Source organism: Rhodoferax sp. GW822-FHT04A08, assembly GCF_058801025.1.
In genome coordinates, this window is record NZ_JBXAMW010000019.1 from 1 (window position 1) to 18,537 (window position 18,537).

The following is an 18,537-nucleotide window of genomic DNA, read 5'->3' on the forward strand; positions in this document are numbered from 1 at the left end:
TTAAGCCCCAAGCCGACTATGTCAATTGCCAACCCCATGAAAATAAATACTTGCACGCATTGAGATGAATCAATGGGTTCTATTTCACTTGGGCGGAGTATTCGAAGCGGGTCATTGCGTGCATCAAAGAAAGAATTGATTGCGCAACTTGATCGCGGTGGCCATTTCAAAATTCCAACCGATTGCCAAAGGATTTCAAAATGAAAACAATTAAATTTCAGTTTCCACGAATTTCTGCAATTGCCATGGCAATTGCAGCATTTGCATTTGCTGGAGGCAGCGTACTTGCACAAGACAATGTTCAAAGCAAAACACCGGGGCAAATGCGTGCCAAAGATAGCTCGACGTACGCCATCTACGGATCGCAATTGATGACCAATGCCGAGCGCAACGAATACCGCATTCATATGCGCAGTCTAAAGACCAAGCAGGAACGCGAAGCATACCGACTCGAGCACCACAAGCTCATGCAGGAGCGTGCACGTGAAAAAGGCCTTACCTTGCCTGAATTACCTCCAGCCATGGGTAAAGGTAAGGGACCTGGTCCAGGACCCGGTGGAATGGGGACTGGCCCCTCCGGGAATCCATGAAATTAAAGAACTTGCCTCGGCCAATGTTCGCTGGCGAACGGAAAACTTTGCTGCTGCCAATAGACTGACGAAAGAAATACGCAATGCTCACGTAGCTGTCCGTTGGACGCAACTCTTCAGGATGAGATCGCTGATAGGTGCGGACTTGATTCCCGTACTTTGACGCGTAGGTGAGGCCCCAAGCCAGGGGTGCTTTACTGGTTCAATCCAGTGAAGCCGATGAAAGCACCCTCAGATTGGTTGGCTGGTCAAGCGCTCAACCAAGGCTTTCACACTTTCCCGCTATATGGCAATGAGTCTATGCCCACCGAATTCCGCTTCGATTCAAGCGCAGCCGATAGCAAACCACTCCAAAAACACTTTACTGACCCACCGGTTGTTAAAGTGCCTCCCATCGTGACTTAGATCAATACTTTCTTGCTCGCCCCCACGTAGAGTGAAGCCATCGACCCGAACTTCAGATGGCGCCCCCTATGATTTCGCATGTTCCCGCTTCAGCGGGCACTCCCTGCTCAGTACGTGGCCGTCTAGCAGCCATGCCGCTGGCCGTCTCGCTGCTGCTGGCCGCCTGCGCGCACCAGCCCACCACGGTGGAGCTTCCCACGCCTCCCATTGCCAATGCCTATGCGGAAGGCCGCACTGCGGATGGCCCCGGCGCCGCTGCGTTGGCCTGGCGTGATTTCTTTACCGACCCTGCCCTGCAGCGCCTGATTGACCAGGCACTGGCCAACAACCGCGACCTGCGCATTGCCGCAGCGCGGGTGCAGCAGGCGCAGGCCGCCCTGGGCTTGCAGCATGCGGCTACGCTGCCCTCGGTGTCTGGCCAGCTGGGAGCCTCGCGGGCGCATCTGCCGGCCAACATCAACCCCCTGGGCGCGCCCATACAGGGCACGGGCTACAACGTGGGCCTGGGGTTTGTGAGCTGGGAGATTGACCTCTGGAACCGGCTGGGCCAGTTGCAGGATGCGGCGTTTGAGACGGCGCAGGCGGGCGAAGAGTCGCGCCGCGCAGCCACGCTGAGCCTGACGACTGCGGTGGCGCAGGCTTACCTTGCGCTGTGTGAACTGGATGAGCGCCTGGCCCTGGCGCGCCAGACAGAGGCCAGCCGTGTGGAGAGCACGCGCATCTTCACCAGGCGGGTGGAGGTGGGCTCCAGCTCGCGCTTGCAGCTCACGCAGGTGCAGACGCTGCTGACGCAGGCGCAAAGCCTGGTGGCGCAGTTGCAGCAGGCGCGCGCCACGCTGGTACAGACCTTGACGCTGCTGGTGGGCACATCGCTGGACTTGCCCGAGCGCTCCAACGCCCTGAGCAGCCAGCCCCCGATTGCACGGCTGCGCAGCGGCTTACCGTCGGAGCTGTTGCAGGCGCGCCCGGACATCGTGGCAGCCGAGCACCAGCTGCGCGCTGCCCATGCGCAGGTGGGTGCGGCACGTGCGGCCTTCTTCCCCAGCATCACGCTGACCACGGTGCTGGGCAATACCAGCGAAGACCTGGACAAACTCTTCCAGAGCGACAGCCGGGCCTGGCTGTTCTCGCCCAGCATCAACCTGCCGATCTTTGATGGCGGGCGCCGTCAGAACAACCTGGACCTGCAGGAGGCCCGCCGCAATGAGGCCGTGGCCCAGTATGAAAAGAGCATACAGACCGCCTTCCGCGAAGTGAACGACGCGCTGAGCGACGGCCATTGGCTGGAAGTGCAGCAAGGCATTGCCGAAGCCGCCGTGCGGGCGCAGTCCGAGCGGGCACGCCTGTCCGAGCGTCGCTTTGAGGCCGGCTCTGCCGCCTTTCTGGAAGTGCTGGATGCCCAGCGCGACCTGCTTGCTGCAACCCAGCAGCTGGTGCAGGTGCGCCGCGCCGTGCTGGCCAGCCGGGTGACGCTGTATGCGGCACTGGGCGGCGGCTCGCTGGCGGCCAACACCTCTCCCCTTTCGCAAGCGCAGAGCAGCGACGCTCAGCCCTGATGCGCACAGTCCCATGGATCAGATAGCACCATGAACAAACCCAAATACCTCATCCCCATTGCATTGGCCCTGGCCGTCGGCGTTGCCATCGCGGGCTATGGCTGGACCCATTGGCGCAACACCGGCCCCGGCCCGGGCTTTGCCAGCGGCAACGGCCGCATCGAAGCCACCGAAATCGACATCGCCACCAAGTCGCCAGGGCGCGTGGTCGATATCCTGGTGGGCGAAGGAGACCTGGTCACCGAAGGCCAGACCCTGGCCCACATGCAGATCCAGAGCCTGGAAGCCCAGCGCGATGAAGCCCGCGCCCACCAGCGCCAGGCCGAAACCGCCATAGCCAGCGCCGAGGCGCAGGTGGCCGTGCGCGAGAGCGATGCCGCTGCCGCCCATGCGGTGGTGAGCGCGCGTGAGGCCGAGCTGGATTCCGCCCAACGGCGCCTGGCCCGCTCAGACGACCTCAGCCGCGACGGCGCCGCCTCGCAACAGGAGCTGGACGATGACCGCGCCCGCGTGCGCAGCGCCAGTGCCGCCACGGCGGCAGCGCGCGCACAGGAGGCTGCTGCCATCAGCGCCATTGCCGCAGCCCGTGCCCAAGTGGCCAGTGCCCGCGCCGTCGCCCTGGCGGGCGACGCCACCGTGGCGCGCATCCAGGTGGAGATTGACGACGGCACGCTCAAGGCGCCGCGCAGTGGCCGTGTGCAGTACCGCGTGGCCCAGCCGGGTGAAGTGCTGGGCGGCGGCGGCAAGGTGCTCAATCTGGTGGACCTGTCGGATGTGAGCATGGACTTCTTTGTGCCCGAAACCGTGGCCGGCAAGCTGGCCATGGGCAGCGAGGTGCACGTGGTGCTGGACGCCGCGCCGCAGTACGTGATACCAGCCAAGGTGTCGTATGTGGCATCCACCGCGCAGTTCACGCCCAAGACGGTGGAGACCGCCAGCGAACGCCAGAAGCTGATGTTCAAGGTCAAGGCGCAGATAGACCGCGAGCTGCTGCGCAAGTACCTCACCCAGGTCAAGACCGGCCTGCCCGGCGTGGCCTGGCTCAAGCTCGACCCGCAGGCCGCTTGGCCCACTGAGCTGGCGGTGAAGGTGCCTCAGTGACTGCAACGATTCCGGCTGGCGCCTGCGCCCGCCTGAGCAAGGTCAGCCTGAAGCTGGGCAACACCCAGGCGCTGGCGGACACCACGCTGGACCTGCCCGCAGGCTGCCGCGTGGGCCTGATCGGCCCGGACGGCGTGGGCAAGTCCAGCCTGCTGTCGCTGCTGGCGGGTGCGCGCGCCATCCAGCAAGGGCGCGTTGAATCGCTGGGCGTGGACATGAGCAGCTCGGCCAACCGCGACGCCGTGTGCCCACACATTGCCTACATGCCCCAAGGCCTGGGCAAGAACCTGTACCCCACGCTTTCGGTGGAAGAGAACCTGCAATTCTTCGGCCGCCTGTTTGGCCAAAGCCCGGCCGAGCGCCGCCGCCGCATCGACACCCTGACCGGCAGCACCGGGCTTGCGCCCTTCCTGTCGCGCCCGGCGGGCAAGCTCTCGGGCGGCATGAAGCAGAAGCTGGGCCTGTGCTGCGCCCTCATCCACGACCCGGACCTGCTGATCCTGGACGAGCCCACCACCGGTGTGGACCCGCTGTCGCGCAGCCAGTTCTGGGACCTGATAGACCGCATACGCGCCGAGCTGCCACGCATGAGCGTGATCGTGGCCACTGCCTACATGGAAGAGGCTGAGCGCTTTGATTGGCTGGTAGCCATGGACGCTGGCCGTGTGCTGGCCACCGGCACCGCCGCCGAGCTGCGCGAGCGCACCGGCAGCCATACGCTGGAAGAGGCCTTCATCGCCCTGCTGCCCGAAGAGCGCAGGCGCGGCCACCAGGCGGTGACGGTGCCGCCGCTGGACAGTGCTGCCAATGCCGAAATCGCCATCGAGGCCAAGGGCCTGACCATGCGCTTTGGTGACTTTGTGGCGGTGGTCCATGTGGACTTCCGCATTCGGCGTGGCGAGATATTCGGCTTTCTGGGCTCCAACGGGTGCGGCAAGTCCACCACCATGAAGATGCTCACCGGTCTGCTGGTGCCTACCGAAGGCCAGGCGCAGTTGTTCGGCCAGCCGATAGACCCGCAGGACCTGGCCATACGCCAGCGCGTGGGCTATATGTCGCAAGGCTTCTCGCTCTACAGCGAGCTCACCGTGCAGCAAAACCTGGTGCTGCATGCGCGCCTGTTCAATGTGCCCGAAGCCGAGGTGGCCCAGCGGGTGCAGCAGATGGTGGAGCGCTTTGGCCTGCATGACGTGGTGGACAGCCTGCCCGAGAGCATGCCGCTGGGCATGCGCCAGCGCCTGTCACTGGCCGTGGCCACGGTGCACAAGCCCGAGCTGCTGATACTGGACGAGCCCACCTCGGGCGTGGACCCGGTGGCGCGCGACATGTTCTGGCAGCTGATGATCGACCTGGCGCGCAAGGACGGCGTGACCATCTTCATCTCCACCCACTTCATGAACGAGGCCGAGCGCTGTGACCGCATCTCGCTCATGCATGCCGGGCGCGTGCTGGTGAGCGACACGCCCAAGGCCATCGTGCAGCAGCGCGGCACGGCCACCTTGGAGGAAGCTTTTATCAGCCATTTGCGCGAAGCCGGTGGCGTGGATGCAGAAGCCGTACCCACCGGCGCAGCCGCCAGCACACCCACTGCGGCAAACCCGGCCGCCACACCGGCCAAGCGCCGCGGCGGATTCAGTCTGGGCCGGGCCTGGAGCTATTCGATGCGCGAGGCGCTGGAACTGCAGCGCGACCCGGTACGTGCCACGCTGGCGCTGCTGGGCACGGCCATCCTGATGTTCATCATTGGCTACGGCATCAGCCTGGATGTGGAGGACCTGAGCTACGCGGTGCTGGACCGCGACCAGACCGTGCTGAGCCAGAACTACGCGCTCAACCTGTCGGGCTCGCGTTACTTCATTGAGCACGCGCCCATCACCAGCGACCAGGACATGGACCAGCGCATGCGCAGTGGTGAACTCTCGCTGGCCATCGAAATACCGCCCGGCTTTGCGCGCGACCTGGAGCGCGGCAAGCCCGTGAGCGTGGCCGCCTGGGTGGACGGCGCCATGCCCACACGCGCGGAAACCATACGCGGCTACGTGCAGGCCATGCACATCGGCTGGATTGCAGAACAGGCTGCGCTGCGCTTTGGCATCCATATGGACACGGCCAGCCAGGTGGAAACACGCTACCGCTACAACCCCGATGTGAAGAGCCTGCCCGCCATGGTGCCAGCGGTGATCCCCATGCTGCTGATGATGATCCCGGCCATGCTGACGGCGCTGTCGGTGGTGCGCGAGAAGGAGCTGGGCTCCATTATCAACCTGTATGTGACGCCGGTCACCCGCGCCGAATTCCTGCTGGGCAAGCAGCTGCCCTACATCGTGCTGGCCATGTTCAACTTTGCACTGATGACCTTTCTGGCGGCCACCGTGTTTGGTGTGCCGGTCAAAGGGGACTTGCTCACGCTCACGCTGGCGGCGCTGCTGTTTGTAGTCAGTGCCACCGGCTTTGGGCTGCTGGCCTCGACCTTTACCAAGAGCCAGATCGCGGCCATGTTTGTGACCATGATCGGAACGCTGATTCCCTGCGTGCAGTTTGCAGGTCTGCTCAACCCGGTGTCTTCACTGGAAGGCACGGGGGCCTTCATCGGAGCCATCTACCCGGCCACCCACTTCCTCACCATCAGCCGCGGCGTCTTCAGCAAGGCGCTGGACATGACGTCTCTGGGCAGCGCGTTCTGGCCGCTGGCAGCCGCCATACCGGTGGTCCTGGGGCTTGCCATCGCGCTGCTGAAGAAACAGGAGAAGTAGCCCATGAGCCGGCTGAGCAACATCTACCGCCTGGGCGTCAAGGAGCTGTGGAGCCTGGTGCGCGACCCCATGATGCTGGTGCTGATCGCCTACACCTTCACGGTGTCGATCTATGTGGCGGCAACGGCCATGCCCGAGTCGATGCACAAGGCGTCCATTGCCATCGTGGACGAAGACGGCTCGCCGTTGTCGGCGCGCATCGTGTCGGCCTTCTACCCACCCCACTTCAATACGCCGCGCCTGCTGAACCTGAAGGAGATGGACGCCGGCATGGACAGCGGTGACTACACCTTTGTGCTGGACATCCCCTCGGGCTTTCAGGCGGACGTGCTGGCCGGGCGCTCGCCGCGCATCCAGCTCAATGTGGATGCCACCCGCATGAGCCAGGCCTTCACCGGCAATGCCTATATCCAGCAGATGGTGAGCGACGAGGTGGACGAGTTCGCGCGCCGCTACCGGGTGGCACGCACGCTGCCGGTGGACCTGAACCTGCACACCCGCTTCAACCCCAACCTGGAGCAGGCCTGGTTTGGCTCCTTGATGGAGATCATCAACAACGTCACCATGCTCTCCATCATCCTGACCGGTGCGGCCCTGATCCGTGAACGCGAGCACGGCACCATCGAGCACTTGCTGGTGATGCCGCTGCGACCGCTGGAGATCATGATGGCCAAAGTCTGGTCCATGGGCCTGGTGGTGTGGTGTGCCGCGCTGATTGCCCTGGTCTTCGTCGTGCAGGGCACGCTGCACGTTCCGGTACAGGGTTCGATTGCCCTCTTCATGCTGGTGGTGGCCATGCACCTGTTTGCCACCACCTCCATGGGCATCTTCCTGGCCACGGTGGCGCGCTCCATGCCGCAATTCGGCATGCTGCTGGTGCTGGTGCTGTTGCCGCTGCAACTGCTCTCGGGCGGCATGACGCCCCGGGAAAGCATGCCAGCCCTGGTGCGCGACATCATGTTGTTTGCCCCAACCACCCACTTTGTGTCAGCCGCCCAGGCCATTCTGTACCGCGGTGCCGGGCTGGACACGGTCTGGACCTCACTGCTGGCGATTGCCGCCATCGGAGCGGTGCTGTTCAGCGCTTCCCTGGCCCGCTTTCGCAAGACCATCAGCCAGGTTGCATAAATTACGCGCAAAAAACCCTACAGTTCAGGAACCGGCTGCCGATAACCTCCTTGGGTGAGAGCGCTTTTCGCTCGGATTTCAAGAAAGGTTTGCCATGGCTATCAGTTCTGTTGGTTCCAATTCCTCCGTACAACCCCCGGTAAAGCCTGCTCCCGTGGAGGCTGCAGAAGCCACCTCCGGCGGCAAGGATGTCAAAAATGACGGCGATACCGATGACACAAGTGGCGCTGCCGCAGCTGGCACCCCCACGCCAGTGGTCAACACCTTGGGGCAGCAGATTGGCAACAATCTGAACGTGACTGCCTGACGATTGACGGATTAGGGGAACAAGGTGTCTACCATCGTTTCGTCCGCGAGCACGTCCCTGGCTGGCAGCCTGACTGCGCCGCTCGCAGGTGTGCGCGTGCCGGCAACGGCACTGCCCGCCGCGACACCGGTCACCCAGACGGATCAGACAGACTCTGCCAATACGTCCGCCAAGTCCGGCACGCCCGGACAGGAGGAGCTGAAGAAGCTGGTCACAGAGATGCAGTCCAAAGTCGCGCAGACGGCTTCCGATCTGGAGTTTTCCATCGACAAGGAAAGCGGCAAGTCCATCGTCAAGGTGACGGAGCGCGCTTCCAAGCAGGTGATCTGGCAGTTCCCGTCGGAACAGGCCTTGCAGGTCACTCGGGAGCTGGACCGTTATCTGGGCGCATTCCTGAACCGGACTGCGTAAGCCCGCTGCTGCGCCACGGCCAAGCCGTCAGATATCTTCGTTGAGAAGAAGTCCGCGCTTGGCCAAGTTGGAGAAGAAAGCGCCCAGGCCAAACTGCCAGGGGGCGGCCTGCTCGCTATGGGTCACGCGGTTGCACAGCGCGCCCAGATGCGGGCTCTGGATACGCACCACATCACCCAGGTGGTGAGTAAAACCGTCGCCCGGCTGGTCGCGGTCCTGCGTGGGAGCAAACAAGGTTCCCATGAACAGCATGAAGCCGTCCGGGTATTGATGCGCACCCAGGGTCTGCTGCACCAGTTCCAGCGGGTCACGGCTGATCTGGTCCATGGAGCTGCTGCCCTGCAGCACAAACCCGTCTTCTCCGCTCACCTGCAGCTGCACCACCTGGCGGCGCACGTGATCGAGATCGAAGCTCTCGTCAAACAAGCGGATGAACGGCCCGAGCGCACAGGACGCGTTGTTGTCCTTGGCCTTACCCAACAGCAGCGCGCTGCGGCCCTCGATGTCGCGCAGGTTGACGTCATTGCCCAGGCATGCACCCTGGATCACGCCGCGGCTGTTGACCGCCAGCACCACCTCGGGCTCGGGGTTGTTCCAGTGCGAGTCGGAGCGTATGCCCACATCGCTGCCCGTGCCCACCGAGGACAGCACCGGCGCCTTGGTGAACACCTCGGCGTCCGGGCCAATACCCACTTCCAGATACTGCGACCAGATGCCCTGCGCCTGCAAAGCCGCCTTGAGCTCCGTGGCCTGGGCCGAACCCGGCTTGATGGCCGCCAGATCGCTGCCGATATGGGCCACCACCTGGGCACGGATGTCCTGCGCCCGGCTGGCGTCGCCGCCTGCCTTCTCTTCGATGACGCGCTCGATCATGCTGGTGGCAAAGGTGACACCCGCCGCCTTGATGACCTGCAGGTCGCAGGGCGAGAGAAAGTACGGTTTGCCCGGATCACGCGTGGCCTCGGTGCTGTTGGCCAGCACCTCTTCCAGCGTGCCTACCCGGTACCCGGCCCAGCTGCGCACCCACACCACCGGTTCCTCCGCCTCCAGCAAAGCACTCATGGTGGCCACGTGGCCGCTCAGGTCATACACCGCGTCTTCACGGATCACCGCCACCGATGGCCCGCCAATACCTGCGGGATTCCAGATGCGGGTTACCAGGGTGCCGGTGTAGAGGTCGTCGGGTAGGAAGGGGGATGTGGGCATGGTGGAGTGCGTTGGATGGTGGCGACTCGCCGGTGAGGCTGCGTGCTGGATCATACGCAAAGCCTGCCGTCGCCATTGCGAAAGCTTCTGCAAAGATAATGACGCCCATGGCTGCAACCCATGACCCCAAAACACGCACTGCGCATCACTGACCTGGTGCACCCCATGTGATGACTGACCGCTACCGAACTCCTGGCACCCAAGGCACGTTTCAGCCTGGCTCAGACGAGCAGGTGCTTGCCAACAAGCTCGGAATCACTGCGGCAGAAGAAATGGATGAGCTTGAGTTGGTTCTGCTCGACCAGTTGTACGAGGACATACTCATCCGCAATCTGCCCGAACGACAATTGACCACAGGAGACCTCAAGGACTGGCATCGTCGATGGTTGGGAAATGTGTACGAATGGGCAGGACAAGAGCGCGCAGTGAATATGAGCAAAGGCAGCTTTATGTTTGCAGCTGCGCCTCAGATACCGCGGTTGCTGGCAGAGTTTGAGCACGCTTGCTTGGCGCGGTGGACACCTTGCGATGCGTTGGATGCCGAAACCTTGGTGGAAGCCATCGCAGTAACGCATGTTGAACTGATTTTGATCCACCCTTTTCGAGAGGGGAACGGTCGTCTGTCGCGGTTGCTGGCAGACGTTATGGCCGTGCAATCAGGCCGGGACCCGTTGGACTACAGCATCTGGGAATCCCACAAGGCCGATTACTTTGCTGCTATCCAACAAGGGTTGCTTGCCAATTACGCCCCCATGAAATATTGGGTGGCCCAAGCCTTAGGCCAGGAGGGGCAAGACCTCAGGCTGCCAGCTTGACGTGCTGAAACCGCAGCTTGCTTTTGTTCTGCAGCTTCTGCTCAAGCTGCTGCACACTTTGGCCCGTTTCCACCGCCGTCGAACTAGCAACTGCGCGCCGCACAGCTTGCACGCTGGGCGTCTTCTTGCGGTTATTCGGGGTGAATTTGAGCATGGCTATTGCAGTGAGTGTGAGTTGGTAGTGTAGCCATTTCAGAAGCAACTGATCAGCCCGCCAACCGGCTCGCCACAAAGCGGCTGAGCCGATCCGGCCCCAGTGCCGTCAACCGGAACAACCAGGTCGCCATGAAGCCAACCGGCCAGTGCACCTTGCCAAAGCTGCCCTGGTAGGTGGCGGCGGCGTAGATGGTGCCTGCGACGTCCTGCACCGTGAGGCGCACGCCCATGCGCTCAATGCTGCGCGCATTCATGTTGGTGACCATGTCGGTCTGCACGAACAGGGGCATGACGTCCATCACGCGGATGCCGTCTTTCTGCCACTCGATGTTCAGCGCCTCGGTCAGTGCGCGCACGGCAAACTTGCTGGCCGAGTAGGTTGCCAAAGAGGCCTGACCGTACACCGCCGCCGCAGACGACATGTTGATGACGCGGCTGCCCGGTGTGGACTGCAGGTAGGGCTTGGCCAGCTGACAGCCGGTTAGCACGCCTTTGACATTGACGTCCAGCACCGCCTGGTGGCGCTCCAGTGCGTTGGATTCCAAGGGGCCGGAGATCAGGATGCCGGCATTGTTGAGCAGCACGTCCAGACGACCTGTTGCGCTGTGAAAAGTTGCCAGCGCCGCGCGCCAGGCCTCAGGGTCGCGCACATCCAGCGCCATGGTCAGGCAATGGCTCTCACCCAGCTCGTCGCCCAGCGCTTTCAAGCCCGCCGTGTCGATATCGGCCAGACCGACAAACCAGCCTTGCTTGCTGAACAGCCGCGCAGCTGCACGGCCAATGCCGGTGGCGGCGCCGGTGATGAAGACACAGTGTCTGGTTTGCATGGTCATACCCAGCGGATGAAGGACTTCAGGAGCTTGCGCACCAGAGGCGGAACCGGGCCTGCCCGGAACAGCGTAGCCGCCAGCGAGAACTGCGTGCGCACCACACCGCGCTCGTGGCTGAAGGCTTTGAAGCCGTAGTGGCCGTGGGCATTGCCAATGCCGGAGTTATTCACTCCACCAAACGGCAGGCGCGCATGCAGGAACTGCAGCAGAGCATGGTTGACACAGGCGCCACCAGAGGCGGTCTGCGTCAGTATCTGGTCGATGGCCGATGGGTTGCGGCTGTACACATAGAGGGCCAGTGGCTTGGGGCCGGCATTGATGCTAGCAATCACATCGTCCAGCTTGCTATAGCCGATCACGGGGAGCAGCGGGCCGAAGATCTCTTCCTGCATGATGGTAGCGTCCGCAGGAATGCCATCTAGCAAAGTGGGCTGCACAAAACAGGCATCCTCGACCACACCGCCGCCGGCCAGAGCCTTGGCGCCGCGTGCCGTGGCATCGTCCAGCAGGGCCTTCACACGGGTGGTCTGGCGCGCATTCACCATATGTGCCAGGCCCGGGCTGCTCTGCTGTTCACCCAGGCTGGTGCCATACGCTTTGCGCAGCTCCTGCCGGCACAACTCCACCCACTGGTCCTTGACGCTGTGGTGCACATACACGTGGTCGGGCGCAATGCAGGTCTGGCCCGCGTTGGCAAATTTGGACCACATGATGTTGACGGCCGCCAGCTTCAGATCGGCGCTGGCATCCACAATGGTCGGGCTCTTGCCGCCCAGCTCCAGGGTGACACTGCTCAGGTTTTTGGCCGCGGCGGCCATCACACGTTTGCCGATGGCCGGGCTGCCGGTAAAGAACACATGGTCAAACGGCAACGCCTGCAGGGCTTGCGCCACATCGGCCTCGCCTTGAAAGACCGCGACCTCGTCTTCGGTAAACACCTCGCGCACCACCTTGGCAATCAGGCCGGAGAGATGCGGAGTCAGTTCCGAGGGCTTCACGATGACGGTATTGCCCGCCCCGATGGCCGATACCAGCGGGCCCAGCGTCAGGTTCACCGGGTAGTTGAACGGACCGATGATCAGGCACCTGCCGCGCGGCAGGTACTGCACGTGGCTGGTGGTGCCCAGCGTCAACATCGTGGGCCACACGCGCTTGGGTTTCATCCAGCGGCGCAGGTTGCGGATGGCGTCATTGGCCTCCACACACACGGGCAGTATTTCGGCCAGATCCACCTCGCCGGGCGGCTTTTTGAAATCGGCATAGGCAGCCTGGTACCAGTCTTCGGTATGGGCAATGACGGCCTCGCGCAGCTTGCGGATCTTGGCGATGCGCTCTGCTGCAGTGGAGCTGCGCAATCGCAGTGCCGTGGCGGCCTGGCGGTCAAAAACCGCTTGCATCTGCGCGGTTGGTGTGACGGTGTGGAGGTTGGTGGTGGATGTCATGGTTGCTTGTACCGCATTGGGGGCCGTCATGCCAGCACCACGTCCTTGCCGCTCAGGCGTTTGGCAAGGGCCTGGGCCAGGCGGTTGATGTTGCCGTAGATGGAGAGCTGCGGATTGGCGCCGATGCTGGTGGGGAAGATGGAGCCGTCGTGAATGGACAGATTGTCGAGCTGCCAATGGACGCCATCGGGGCGTGTCACGCCCAATGATTCATCTCCACCCAGACCGCAGCCGCCCATGACATGTGCGCTGCCGATCTTGGTGAGCAGCGGCTTCATGGGCAGCGCCTCAATGGCAGACTTGGTCGCGGCCCAGGTGCTGGTGCCACCAGCCAGCTCGTGGCCGGGGTAGACCATGGTGGCGCCTGCTTCAAATTGGATCTGTGCCATGACCAGCATGGCGCGGCGGGCACCGTCCATCACATAGTCGGTCAGCGGATAGTCCAGCAGGGGCGAGCCGTCACCACGCAGTTCCACCGTGCCGCCTATGGACTGTTCGTGAAAGCCGTCGCGCATGAGCGCCAGCATCACATTGGCATGCGGGTACTGGCGCAACAGTTCCGCCTGCTTGTTGCCAAAGCCCGGCAGGTTGGCGCCGAAAAACATGGGATGCAGCGGCGCCACTTCCAGCTTGAAGCCTATGGGTCCGTCCACCGGCTGGGTATGCAGGAAGTGGTCGGAGTAGATGGACTGCGGCGCGCCGTTCCAGGCTTCCACCGCATCCTTCATGACGGCGGTGGTGATGGCCACCGGGTGCAGAAAGGTGCGCGTGCCCAGCCGCTTGTGCGGGTCCGGCGCCTTGGAGCGCAGCAGCAGCGCCGGCGAGTTGATGGCACCACCCGCCAGCACATAGTGCTTGGCCGCGATGGTGGTGGAGACTGTGCCTGCTTGCACCGGCGCGGCATTGGGCTTGACGGCGATGCACTGCATGCCGGTTACACGGTTGCCATCGAAGACCAGTTTTTCAGCCCGCGTCTCCACCAGCAGCGTGGCGCCGTGGTCCAGTGCAAACGGAATGGTGGTGACCAGCATGGACTGCTTGGCATTGGTGGGGCAGCCCATGCCGCAAGAGCCCAGGTTGTAGCAACCCTTGACGTTGCGCGGAATGGTTTCGGCCTTGATGCCCAGCTTGGCCGCGCCACGGCGCAGCAGCTCGTTGTTCTCGTTGGGTGCGGCTTCCCAGGGGTGGATGTTCAGCCGCGTCTGGGCCTGCGTGAAAAAAGGGTCCAGCGCTTCGGGGGTGAAGTCCTTGAGGCCGAAGTGGTCCTGCCAAAACTTGAGCGTGTCGGGCGGCGTGCGAAACGAGCTGGTCCAGTTGACCGTGGTGGTGCCACCCACGCTGCGGCCCTGCAGGATGGTGATGCCCTTGTCCTTGGTCTTGCGCCCGGCGTTTTCCTGGTAGAGCGCGGCATAGGCCTGCAGTTCGCGCTGCTTGAAGTCGGAGCTGGATTGGAGCTGCCCTTCTTCAACGATGACGACGTTCAGCCCGGCCTTGGTCAGCAGCTCGGCGGTGATGCCGGCACCTGCACCCGAGCCGATGATGGCCACGTCGCAGGTGATGTGTTCGGGCAGTGGCGCGTGCTTGCCGCCTAGGACTTTCCAGCCGCGTTGCAGGCCTTCCAGGATGGGATCGGGAATGTTGCTCATGGGTGGTACTCGGAGCTAGGTTTCAGACAGCGCGTGGTCCGGGGTAGCCAATGGCCTGCCAGGACTCTTCGCCGGAAAAATATGGAGCGAACACGATGTCGTGCAGCCCCTGATAAGCCTGTATGCGCAGCGCCATGCCGGACTCGCGCATGGACTGAAGTGCCGCGCTGGTCTGGGCCACGTTGGCTTCTGCCCACGACTCCGGCAGACCCACCAGCAGGCGCCGCCCCGGGGCGCTGGTCAGCAGGCTAAGCAACTGACCCAGCTCCTCCAGCACATGCACAGGCAAGCCTGCCAGAAACACGTCGGTACGCTGCAGGATGGCTTCGGTGGCGGCTTGCAGGGCGGCGGGCTCGGATGGCAACAGACCCGCCAGCATGGCCTGGCCGATCTTGCCCATGGCCTCGCGGGCCGATGGGCTGAGTTTGCCGTCGACCAGGCCTGGCTGGAGCATGGCGACGGTACCACCTGCCACGGCGAGGACGACGGCGGAACCGATACCGAGTTTGAGAAACGAGCGGCGGCGCAGGGTGGGTTGTGGCATGGCGGTGGACTCTGGTTTGGAAGAATGGGAAGGCATGTTCAACCCACGCAGGAACGGGCAAAGGCGGCGAGGGCCTGCAGCGCCTGTCGGCTGGAGCGCAGGTAGAAGGCCTGCAGATGGAACACATGCCAGCGCTCCTGGTAAATGTCCAGCTGGCAAGGGACCTTGCAGCGCTGGGCATGGGCTTCAAGGCGGACGGAATCAGGCAGCAGAATCTCCTCCCGCCCGGCCTGCACCAGCATGGGCGGCAGCCCCGACAAATCCACATCCAGCGGCGCAAACTCCGCTGTGCCCTGCGGCACATGGAACCATTGCAGGCCCTGGCTTAGCCAGGCCTGCGTGACCATAGGGTCGCCGCGTACGCCGGGTGCTGTGTCTGCGTGGTCCGCCTGCAAGTCGGTGACGGGAGAGATCAGCGTCAAGCCTGCGGGCATCGCGCGACCCAGGCGTTTCAAATGGATGGCCAGCGCCAGCGCCAAGGTGGCTCCCGCAGAGTCACCCGCCACAACGATGTTGTTGCAGGCATAGCCGCGCTGCAGCAGCGCATCGAAGGCGGCCAAGGCATCTTCCAGCGCGCAGGGGTACGGATGCTCCGGCGCCAGACGGTAGTTGGGAATCCACACTGGCATGCCGCTCTCATGCGCCAGATGCGAACACAGGCCTCGGTGCGTTTGCGTACCGCCCAAGCAGAAAGCGCCCCCGTGCAGGTACAGGACCACGCCCTTGCTTGTTACCTGCGGGGGTGCAAGCACCAGCACATCCAAGCCAGCAATGTGCTCGCGTTGCGAGACCAGCCCCGCACACCCCGGCATCAGCAGGGACAGAATATTCGCCCAGCGGCGTTGCGCCACCGGCCCCAGGCGCGGGCCTATGAAGGGGCGAAACGCTGCGCGCAGGAACAGGCGCAGAAAACCCGCCACACCGGCCTCAAGCCAGCCACCGGGCGCAGGAATGCTACGCTGCATGCGGCAAACCCCACGCGGCTTGGGTGCTGGCGGAGAAGCGATACGCGTCCAGGCTGGACGTGCGGGTCAGCCAGCGGTAGCTCAGGGTGAAGCCCGGCCAGTTGGTGCTGTTGTGGCCCTGGGCATCCACATACCAGCTCTTGCAGCCGTTCCACACCGTGTGCGCGAGGCCGCTTTGCACCTGCGCGTTGAATTGCTCGAACACGCCGGGCAAGACTTCCATCACCTGGGAGCGGGTGCTTTCCATTTTCTTCAGGCAACGCATGACGTGCGCAATCTGGCTCTCGAGCATGTAGACGATGGAGTTGTGGCCCAGGTTGGTATTGGGGCCGTACAGCATGAAGAAGTTGGGGAACTCCGGCACGGTCATTCCCAGGTACGCCTTGCTGCCTTGTGACCAGGCTGCATTGAGCTCCTTGCCCGCCCTGCCCTTGATGCGCAGAGGCGCCAGAAACTCGGTCGCGGCGAAGCCGGTTCCGTAGACGATGGCGTCCACTGTATGCACCTGTCCATCGTTGGTTTCCACACCCGTGGGGGTGATGCGCCGAATGCCTTGCGTGACCAGCTGCACATTGGGGTGGTTGAAGGTTGCCAGGTACTCGCTGGAGAGCAGGATGCGCTTGCAGCCAATCTGGTACTCCGGCGTCATGGCCCGGCGCAACGCGGGGTCGGGCACCTGCTGCTCGAGTTGCTTGCGCACCGGTATGCCCACCGCGAATTTCATCAAACCCTTGAAGCGCGTGAATGCCAGGGCGCGGGATTCGTACTGCACGTAGATGGCCAGACGGTGCAGACGCATCAGCCACGGCGCCCAGCGGCACAAGGCTTTTTCCAGGGCGCTGTAGGGGCGGTCGGGCCGGGGCAGGATGTAGGCCGGTGAGCGCTGAAACACCGCCATGCTTTGGACTTGCGCCGCAATCGCCGGAACAAACTGGATGGCAGAGGCACCGGTGCCAATCACCGCCACGCGCTTGCCCGCGAGGTCAAAAGCGTGGTCCCACTGTGCGGAGTGGAAAGCCTTGCCCTGAAAACTTTCCTGGCCCTCGATCACCGGTATGGCCGGGCGGCTGAGCTGGCCCATGGCAGTGATGAGTATCAGGCTGCGCAATTCGGTTCCGTCGGTCAGGAGCACACGCCAGTTCTGCTGCAGCTCATCAAATTCCGCGGCGCGCACTTCGGCGCCGAAGCGCACATGGCGGCGCACACCAAAGCGCGTGGCACAGTCTTTCAGGTAGGCCAGGATTTCGCCTTGCGGTGCGAACTTGCGCGTCCAGTGGGGATTGGGAAAAAACGAGAAGGAATAGAGATGCGATGGCACGTCGCAGGCCGCGCCGGGGTAGCTGTTGTCGCGCCACACGCCGCCTACGTCATCGGCCTTTTCCAGAATCAGGTACTGATCGAAGCCCTGCTTCTGCAACGCGATGGCCATGCCCAGGCCTGCAAAGCCGGTGCCGATGATGATGGCCTTGAGCACGTTGCTGGCGCTGGCTGCGCCGGGCTCTTGCGTAACTGGCATGCAATCCCTCCTGGGTCATAAGTGGCGCGATTGTTCAACACAACGCGTGCGCCGCACATGCTGACTTGGGTCATTGTCATTAGAATTTGGGCCAAATTCACCAAACAAGGGTAATCACTGATGAGCCTGTTGGACTACACCCGCAGCCCTGCAAGCATCGCCCTGCTCGTTGCATTCGGCAAGGAAACGGGGCGCGATGCTGCGGCCCTGCTGCGCGGTACCAAGCTGTCAGAGCACCAACTGACCGACCCGAACGCGGAGGTGTCCGCGTCGCAGGAGCTGCGGGTTGTGTCGAACCTGCTGCGCCTGTCCAAGGCTTCGTCCCGGTTGGGCCTGCTCATTGGCCAGCGCTACAAACCATCGGTGTATGGCGTGTGGGGATTCGGGCTGATGAGTTGTGCCACGCTGGGCGCCGCCGTGACACAGGCGCTGAAGTTCCTGCCGCTCACCTTTGCGTTCTCCACCATCCGCTACCGCTTCGACGCGGGGTTTGCGCATCTGCAATTTGAAGAGGCGAACCTGCAAACGGAACTCAAGGAATTCCTGCTGAATCGGGACATGACGGCCGCGCTGCAGTTGATCCGCAGTACGCTCGGGCGGAACTTCCGCTTGGCGGAAGTCCGGCTGAAGCAGCCCCGTTGTCCGGCCCATTCAGACGTACTTGCCTATACCGAAGCCTTCGGCATAGAGCCGTTTTTTGGTGCGGCAGACAACATGCTGATTTTTGACGGCAAGTTCTTGGAGTACCCGCTGCCGCTGGCCAATCCGTCGGCAGCGTTGATGTGCGAACAAATGTGCGTCGAGCTGCTGGAGAAGCGTCGCTCCAAACTGGGCACCGCTGCCATCGTCAACCAGTATCTCAGCCTGAACCTGCACAAGATTCCCCAGCTGGGCGATATGGCCGCCCTGCTCAATACCAGCGAACGGACCTTGAAGCGCATGCTGGCCAGCGAAGGCACCAGCTTCCGCGAACTGGTCAGGCAATTCCAATGTGCCCAGTCCACCGAGTACCTGCGCAACAGCCAGCTCGGCATCCACGAGATTGCCGCAAGGCTGGGCTTCAGTGATGCCTCCAGCTTTTCGCAATCGTTCAAGCGCTGGACGGGTGTGGCGCCGCAGGTATACAGGGACGCGGAAGACTACGCGCGCATCTGACATGCATCAGC

Annotated in this window: 15 protein-coding genes and 1 pseudogene; 9 read left to right on the forward strand and 7 right to left on the reverse strand. The window is 63.1% G+C overall.

What is annotated here, in order from left to right:
• Window positions 1-200: 200 nt before the first annotated feature.
• The 7 genes from AC1RMF_RS23365 (at window position 201) to AC1RMF_RS23395 (ending at window position 8,251) form a co-directional block, all read left to right on the forward strand.
• On the forward strand, window positions 201-590 hold the full coding sequence (locus AC1RMF_RS23365; protein WP_342618576.1) for a hypothetical protein: 390 nt from the start codon (window positions 201-203) through the stop codon (window positions 588-590).
• A gap of 473 nt (window positions 591-1,063) precedes the next feature.
• Window positions 1,064-2,551, forward strand: a complete 1,488-nt coding sequence (locus tag AC1RMF_RS23370) for an efflux transporter outer membrane subunit (RefSeq protein WP_493144682.1) — start codon at window positions 1,064-1,066, stop codon at window positions 2,549-2,551.
• A gap of 30 nt (window positions 2,552-2,581) precedes the next feature.
• Entirely contained in the window at window positions 2,582-3,652 is a 1,071-nt protein-coding gene (locus tag AC1RMF_RS23375; RefSeq protein WP_342618578.1) for an HlyD family secretion protein, read from the forward strand.
• The gene (gene rbbA / locus AC1RMF_RS23380) at window positions 3,649-6,405 is read left to right on the forward strand and encodes a ribosome-associated ATPase/putative transporter RbbA (RefSeq protein ID WP_493144684.1); all 2,757 of its coding nucleotides are present in this window, start codon (window positions 3,649-3,651) and stop codon (window positions 6,403-6,405) included. Before AC1RMF_RS23375 ends, rbbA begins: the two co-directional genes overlap by 4 nt.
• Window positions 6,406-6,408: 3 nt before the next feature.
• Complete coding sequence (locus tag AC1RMF_RS23385) at window positions 6,409-7,533, forward strand: ABC transporter permease (RefSeq protein ID WP_342618580.1); 1,125 nt, start codon at window positions 6,409-6,411, stop codon at window positions 7,531-7,533.
• A 94-nt stretch (window positions 7,534-7,627) separates the two neighbouring features.
• Entirely contained in the window at window positions 7,628-7,840 is a 213-nt protein-coding gene (locus tag AC1RMF_RS23390) for a hypothetical protein (RefSeq protein WP_493144685.1), read from the forward strand.
• A gap of 24 nt (window positions 7,841-7,864) precedes the next feature.
• The gene (locus AC1RMF_RS23395) at window positions 7,865-8,251 is read left to right on the forward strand and encodes a flagellar protein FlaG (RefSeq protein WP_493144686.1); all 387 of its coding nucleotides are present in this window, start codon (window positions 7,865-7,867) and stop codon (window positions 8,249-8,251) included.
• 27 nt (window positions 8,252-8,278) lie between these two features.
• Here AC1RMF_RS23395 and AC1RMF_RS23400 read toward each other — a convergent pair whose 3' ends face one another.
• Window positions 8,279-9,457: a fumarylacetoacetate hydrolase family protein gene (locus AC1RMF_RS23400; protein ID WP_493144687.1), complete on the reverse strand. Its 1,179-nt coding sequence runs from the start codon at window positions 9,455-9,457 to the stop codon at window positions 8,279-8,281.
• 170 nt (window positions 9,458-9,627) lie between these two features.
• Between AC1RMF_RS23400 and AC1RMF_RS23405 the strand changes: the two genes are divergently transcribed.
• Window positions 9,628-10,272 (forward strand): Fic/DOC family protein, encoded by a 645-nt coding sequence (locus AC1RMF_RS23405; protein ID WP_493144688.1) that lies wholly within the window; start codon window positions 9,628-9,630, stop codon window positions 10,270-10,272.
• On the opposite strand, the gene AC1RMF_RS23410 is transcribed toward AC1RMF_RS23405, so the two are convergent.
• From AC1RMF_RS23410 to AC1RMF_RS23435, 6 genes and pseudogenes are all read right to left on the reverse strand, one after another.
• A complete protein-coding gene (locus AC1RMF_RS23410) occupies window positions 10,256-10,426 on the reverse strand; it encodes a hypothetical protein (protein ID WP_493144690.1) in 171 nt (56 codons plus the stop codon). The genes AC1RMF_RS23405 and AC1RMF_RS23410 overlap by 17 nt on opposite strands.
• A gap of 52 nt (window positions 10,427-10,478) precedes the next feature.
• Window positions 10,479-11,255, reverse strand: a complete 777-nt coding sequence (locus AC1RMF_RS23415; protein ID WP_493144692.1) for an SDR family oxidoreductase — start codon at window positions 11,253-11,255, stop codon at window positions 10,479-10,481.
• A gap of 2 nt (window positions 11,256-11,257) precedes the next feature.
• Entirely contained in the window at window positions 11,258-12,730 is a 1,473-nt protein-coding gene (locus AC1RMF_RS23420; protein ID WP_493144694.1) for an aldehyde dehydrogenase family protein, read from the reverse strand.
• Window positions 12,727-14,346 (reverse strand): GMC family oxidoreductase N-terminal domain-containing protein, encoded by a 1,620-nt coding sequence (locus AC1RMF_RS23425; protein ID WP_493144695.1) that lies wholly within the window; start codon window positions 14,344-14,346, stop codon window positions 12,727-12,729. Before AC1RMF_RS23425 ends, AC1RMF_RS23420 begins: the two co-directional genes overlap by 4 nt.
• A gap of 22 nt (window positions 14,347-14,368) precedes the next feature.
• The gene (locus AC1RMF_RS23430) at window positions 14,369-14,890 is read right to left on the reverse strand and encodes a hypothetical protein (protein ID WP_493144697.1); all 522 of its coding nucleotides are present in this window, start codon (window positions 14,888-14,890) and stop codon (window positions 14,369-14,371) included.
• Between the two features lie 38 nt (window positions 14,891-14,928).
• A pseudogene (locus AC1RMF_RS23435) lies at window positions 14,929-17,371 on the reverse strand (flavin-containing monooxygenase).
• A gap of 120 nt (window positions 17,372-17,491) precedes the next feature.
• Here AC1RMF_RS23435 and AC1RMF_RS23440 point away from each other — a divergent pair.
• A complete protein-coding gene (locus tag AC1RMF_RS23440) occupies window positions 17,492-18,526 on the forward strand; it encodes an AraC family transcriptional regulator (protein WP_493144699.1) in 1,035 nt (344 codons plus the stop codon).
• The last annotated feature ends 11 nt before the right edge of the window (window positions 18,527-18,537 follow it).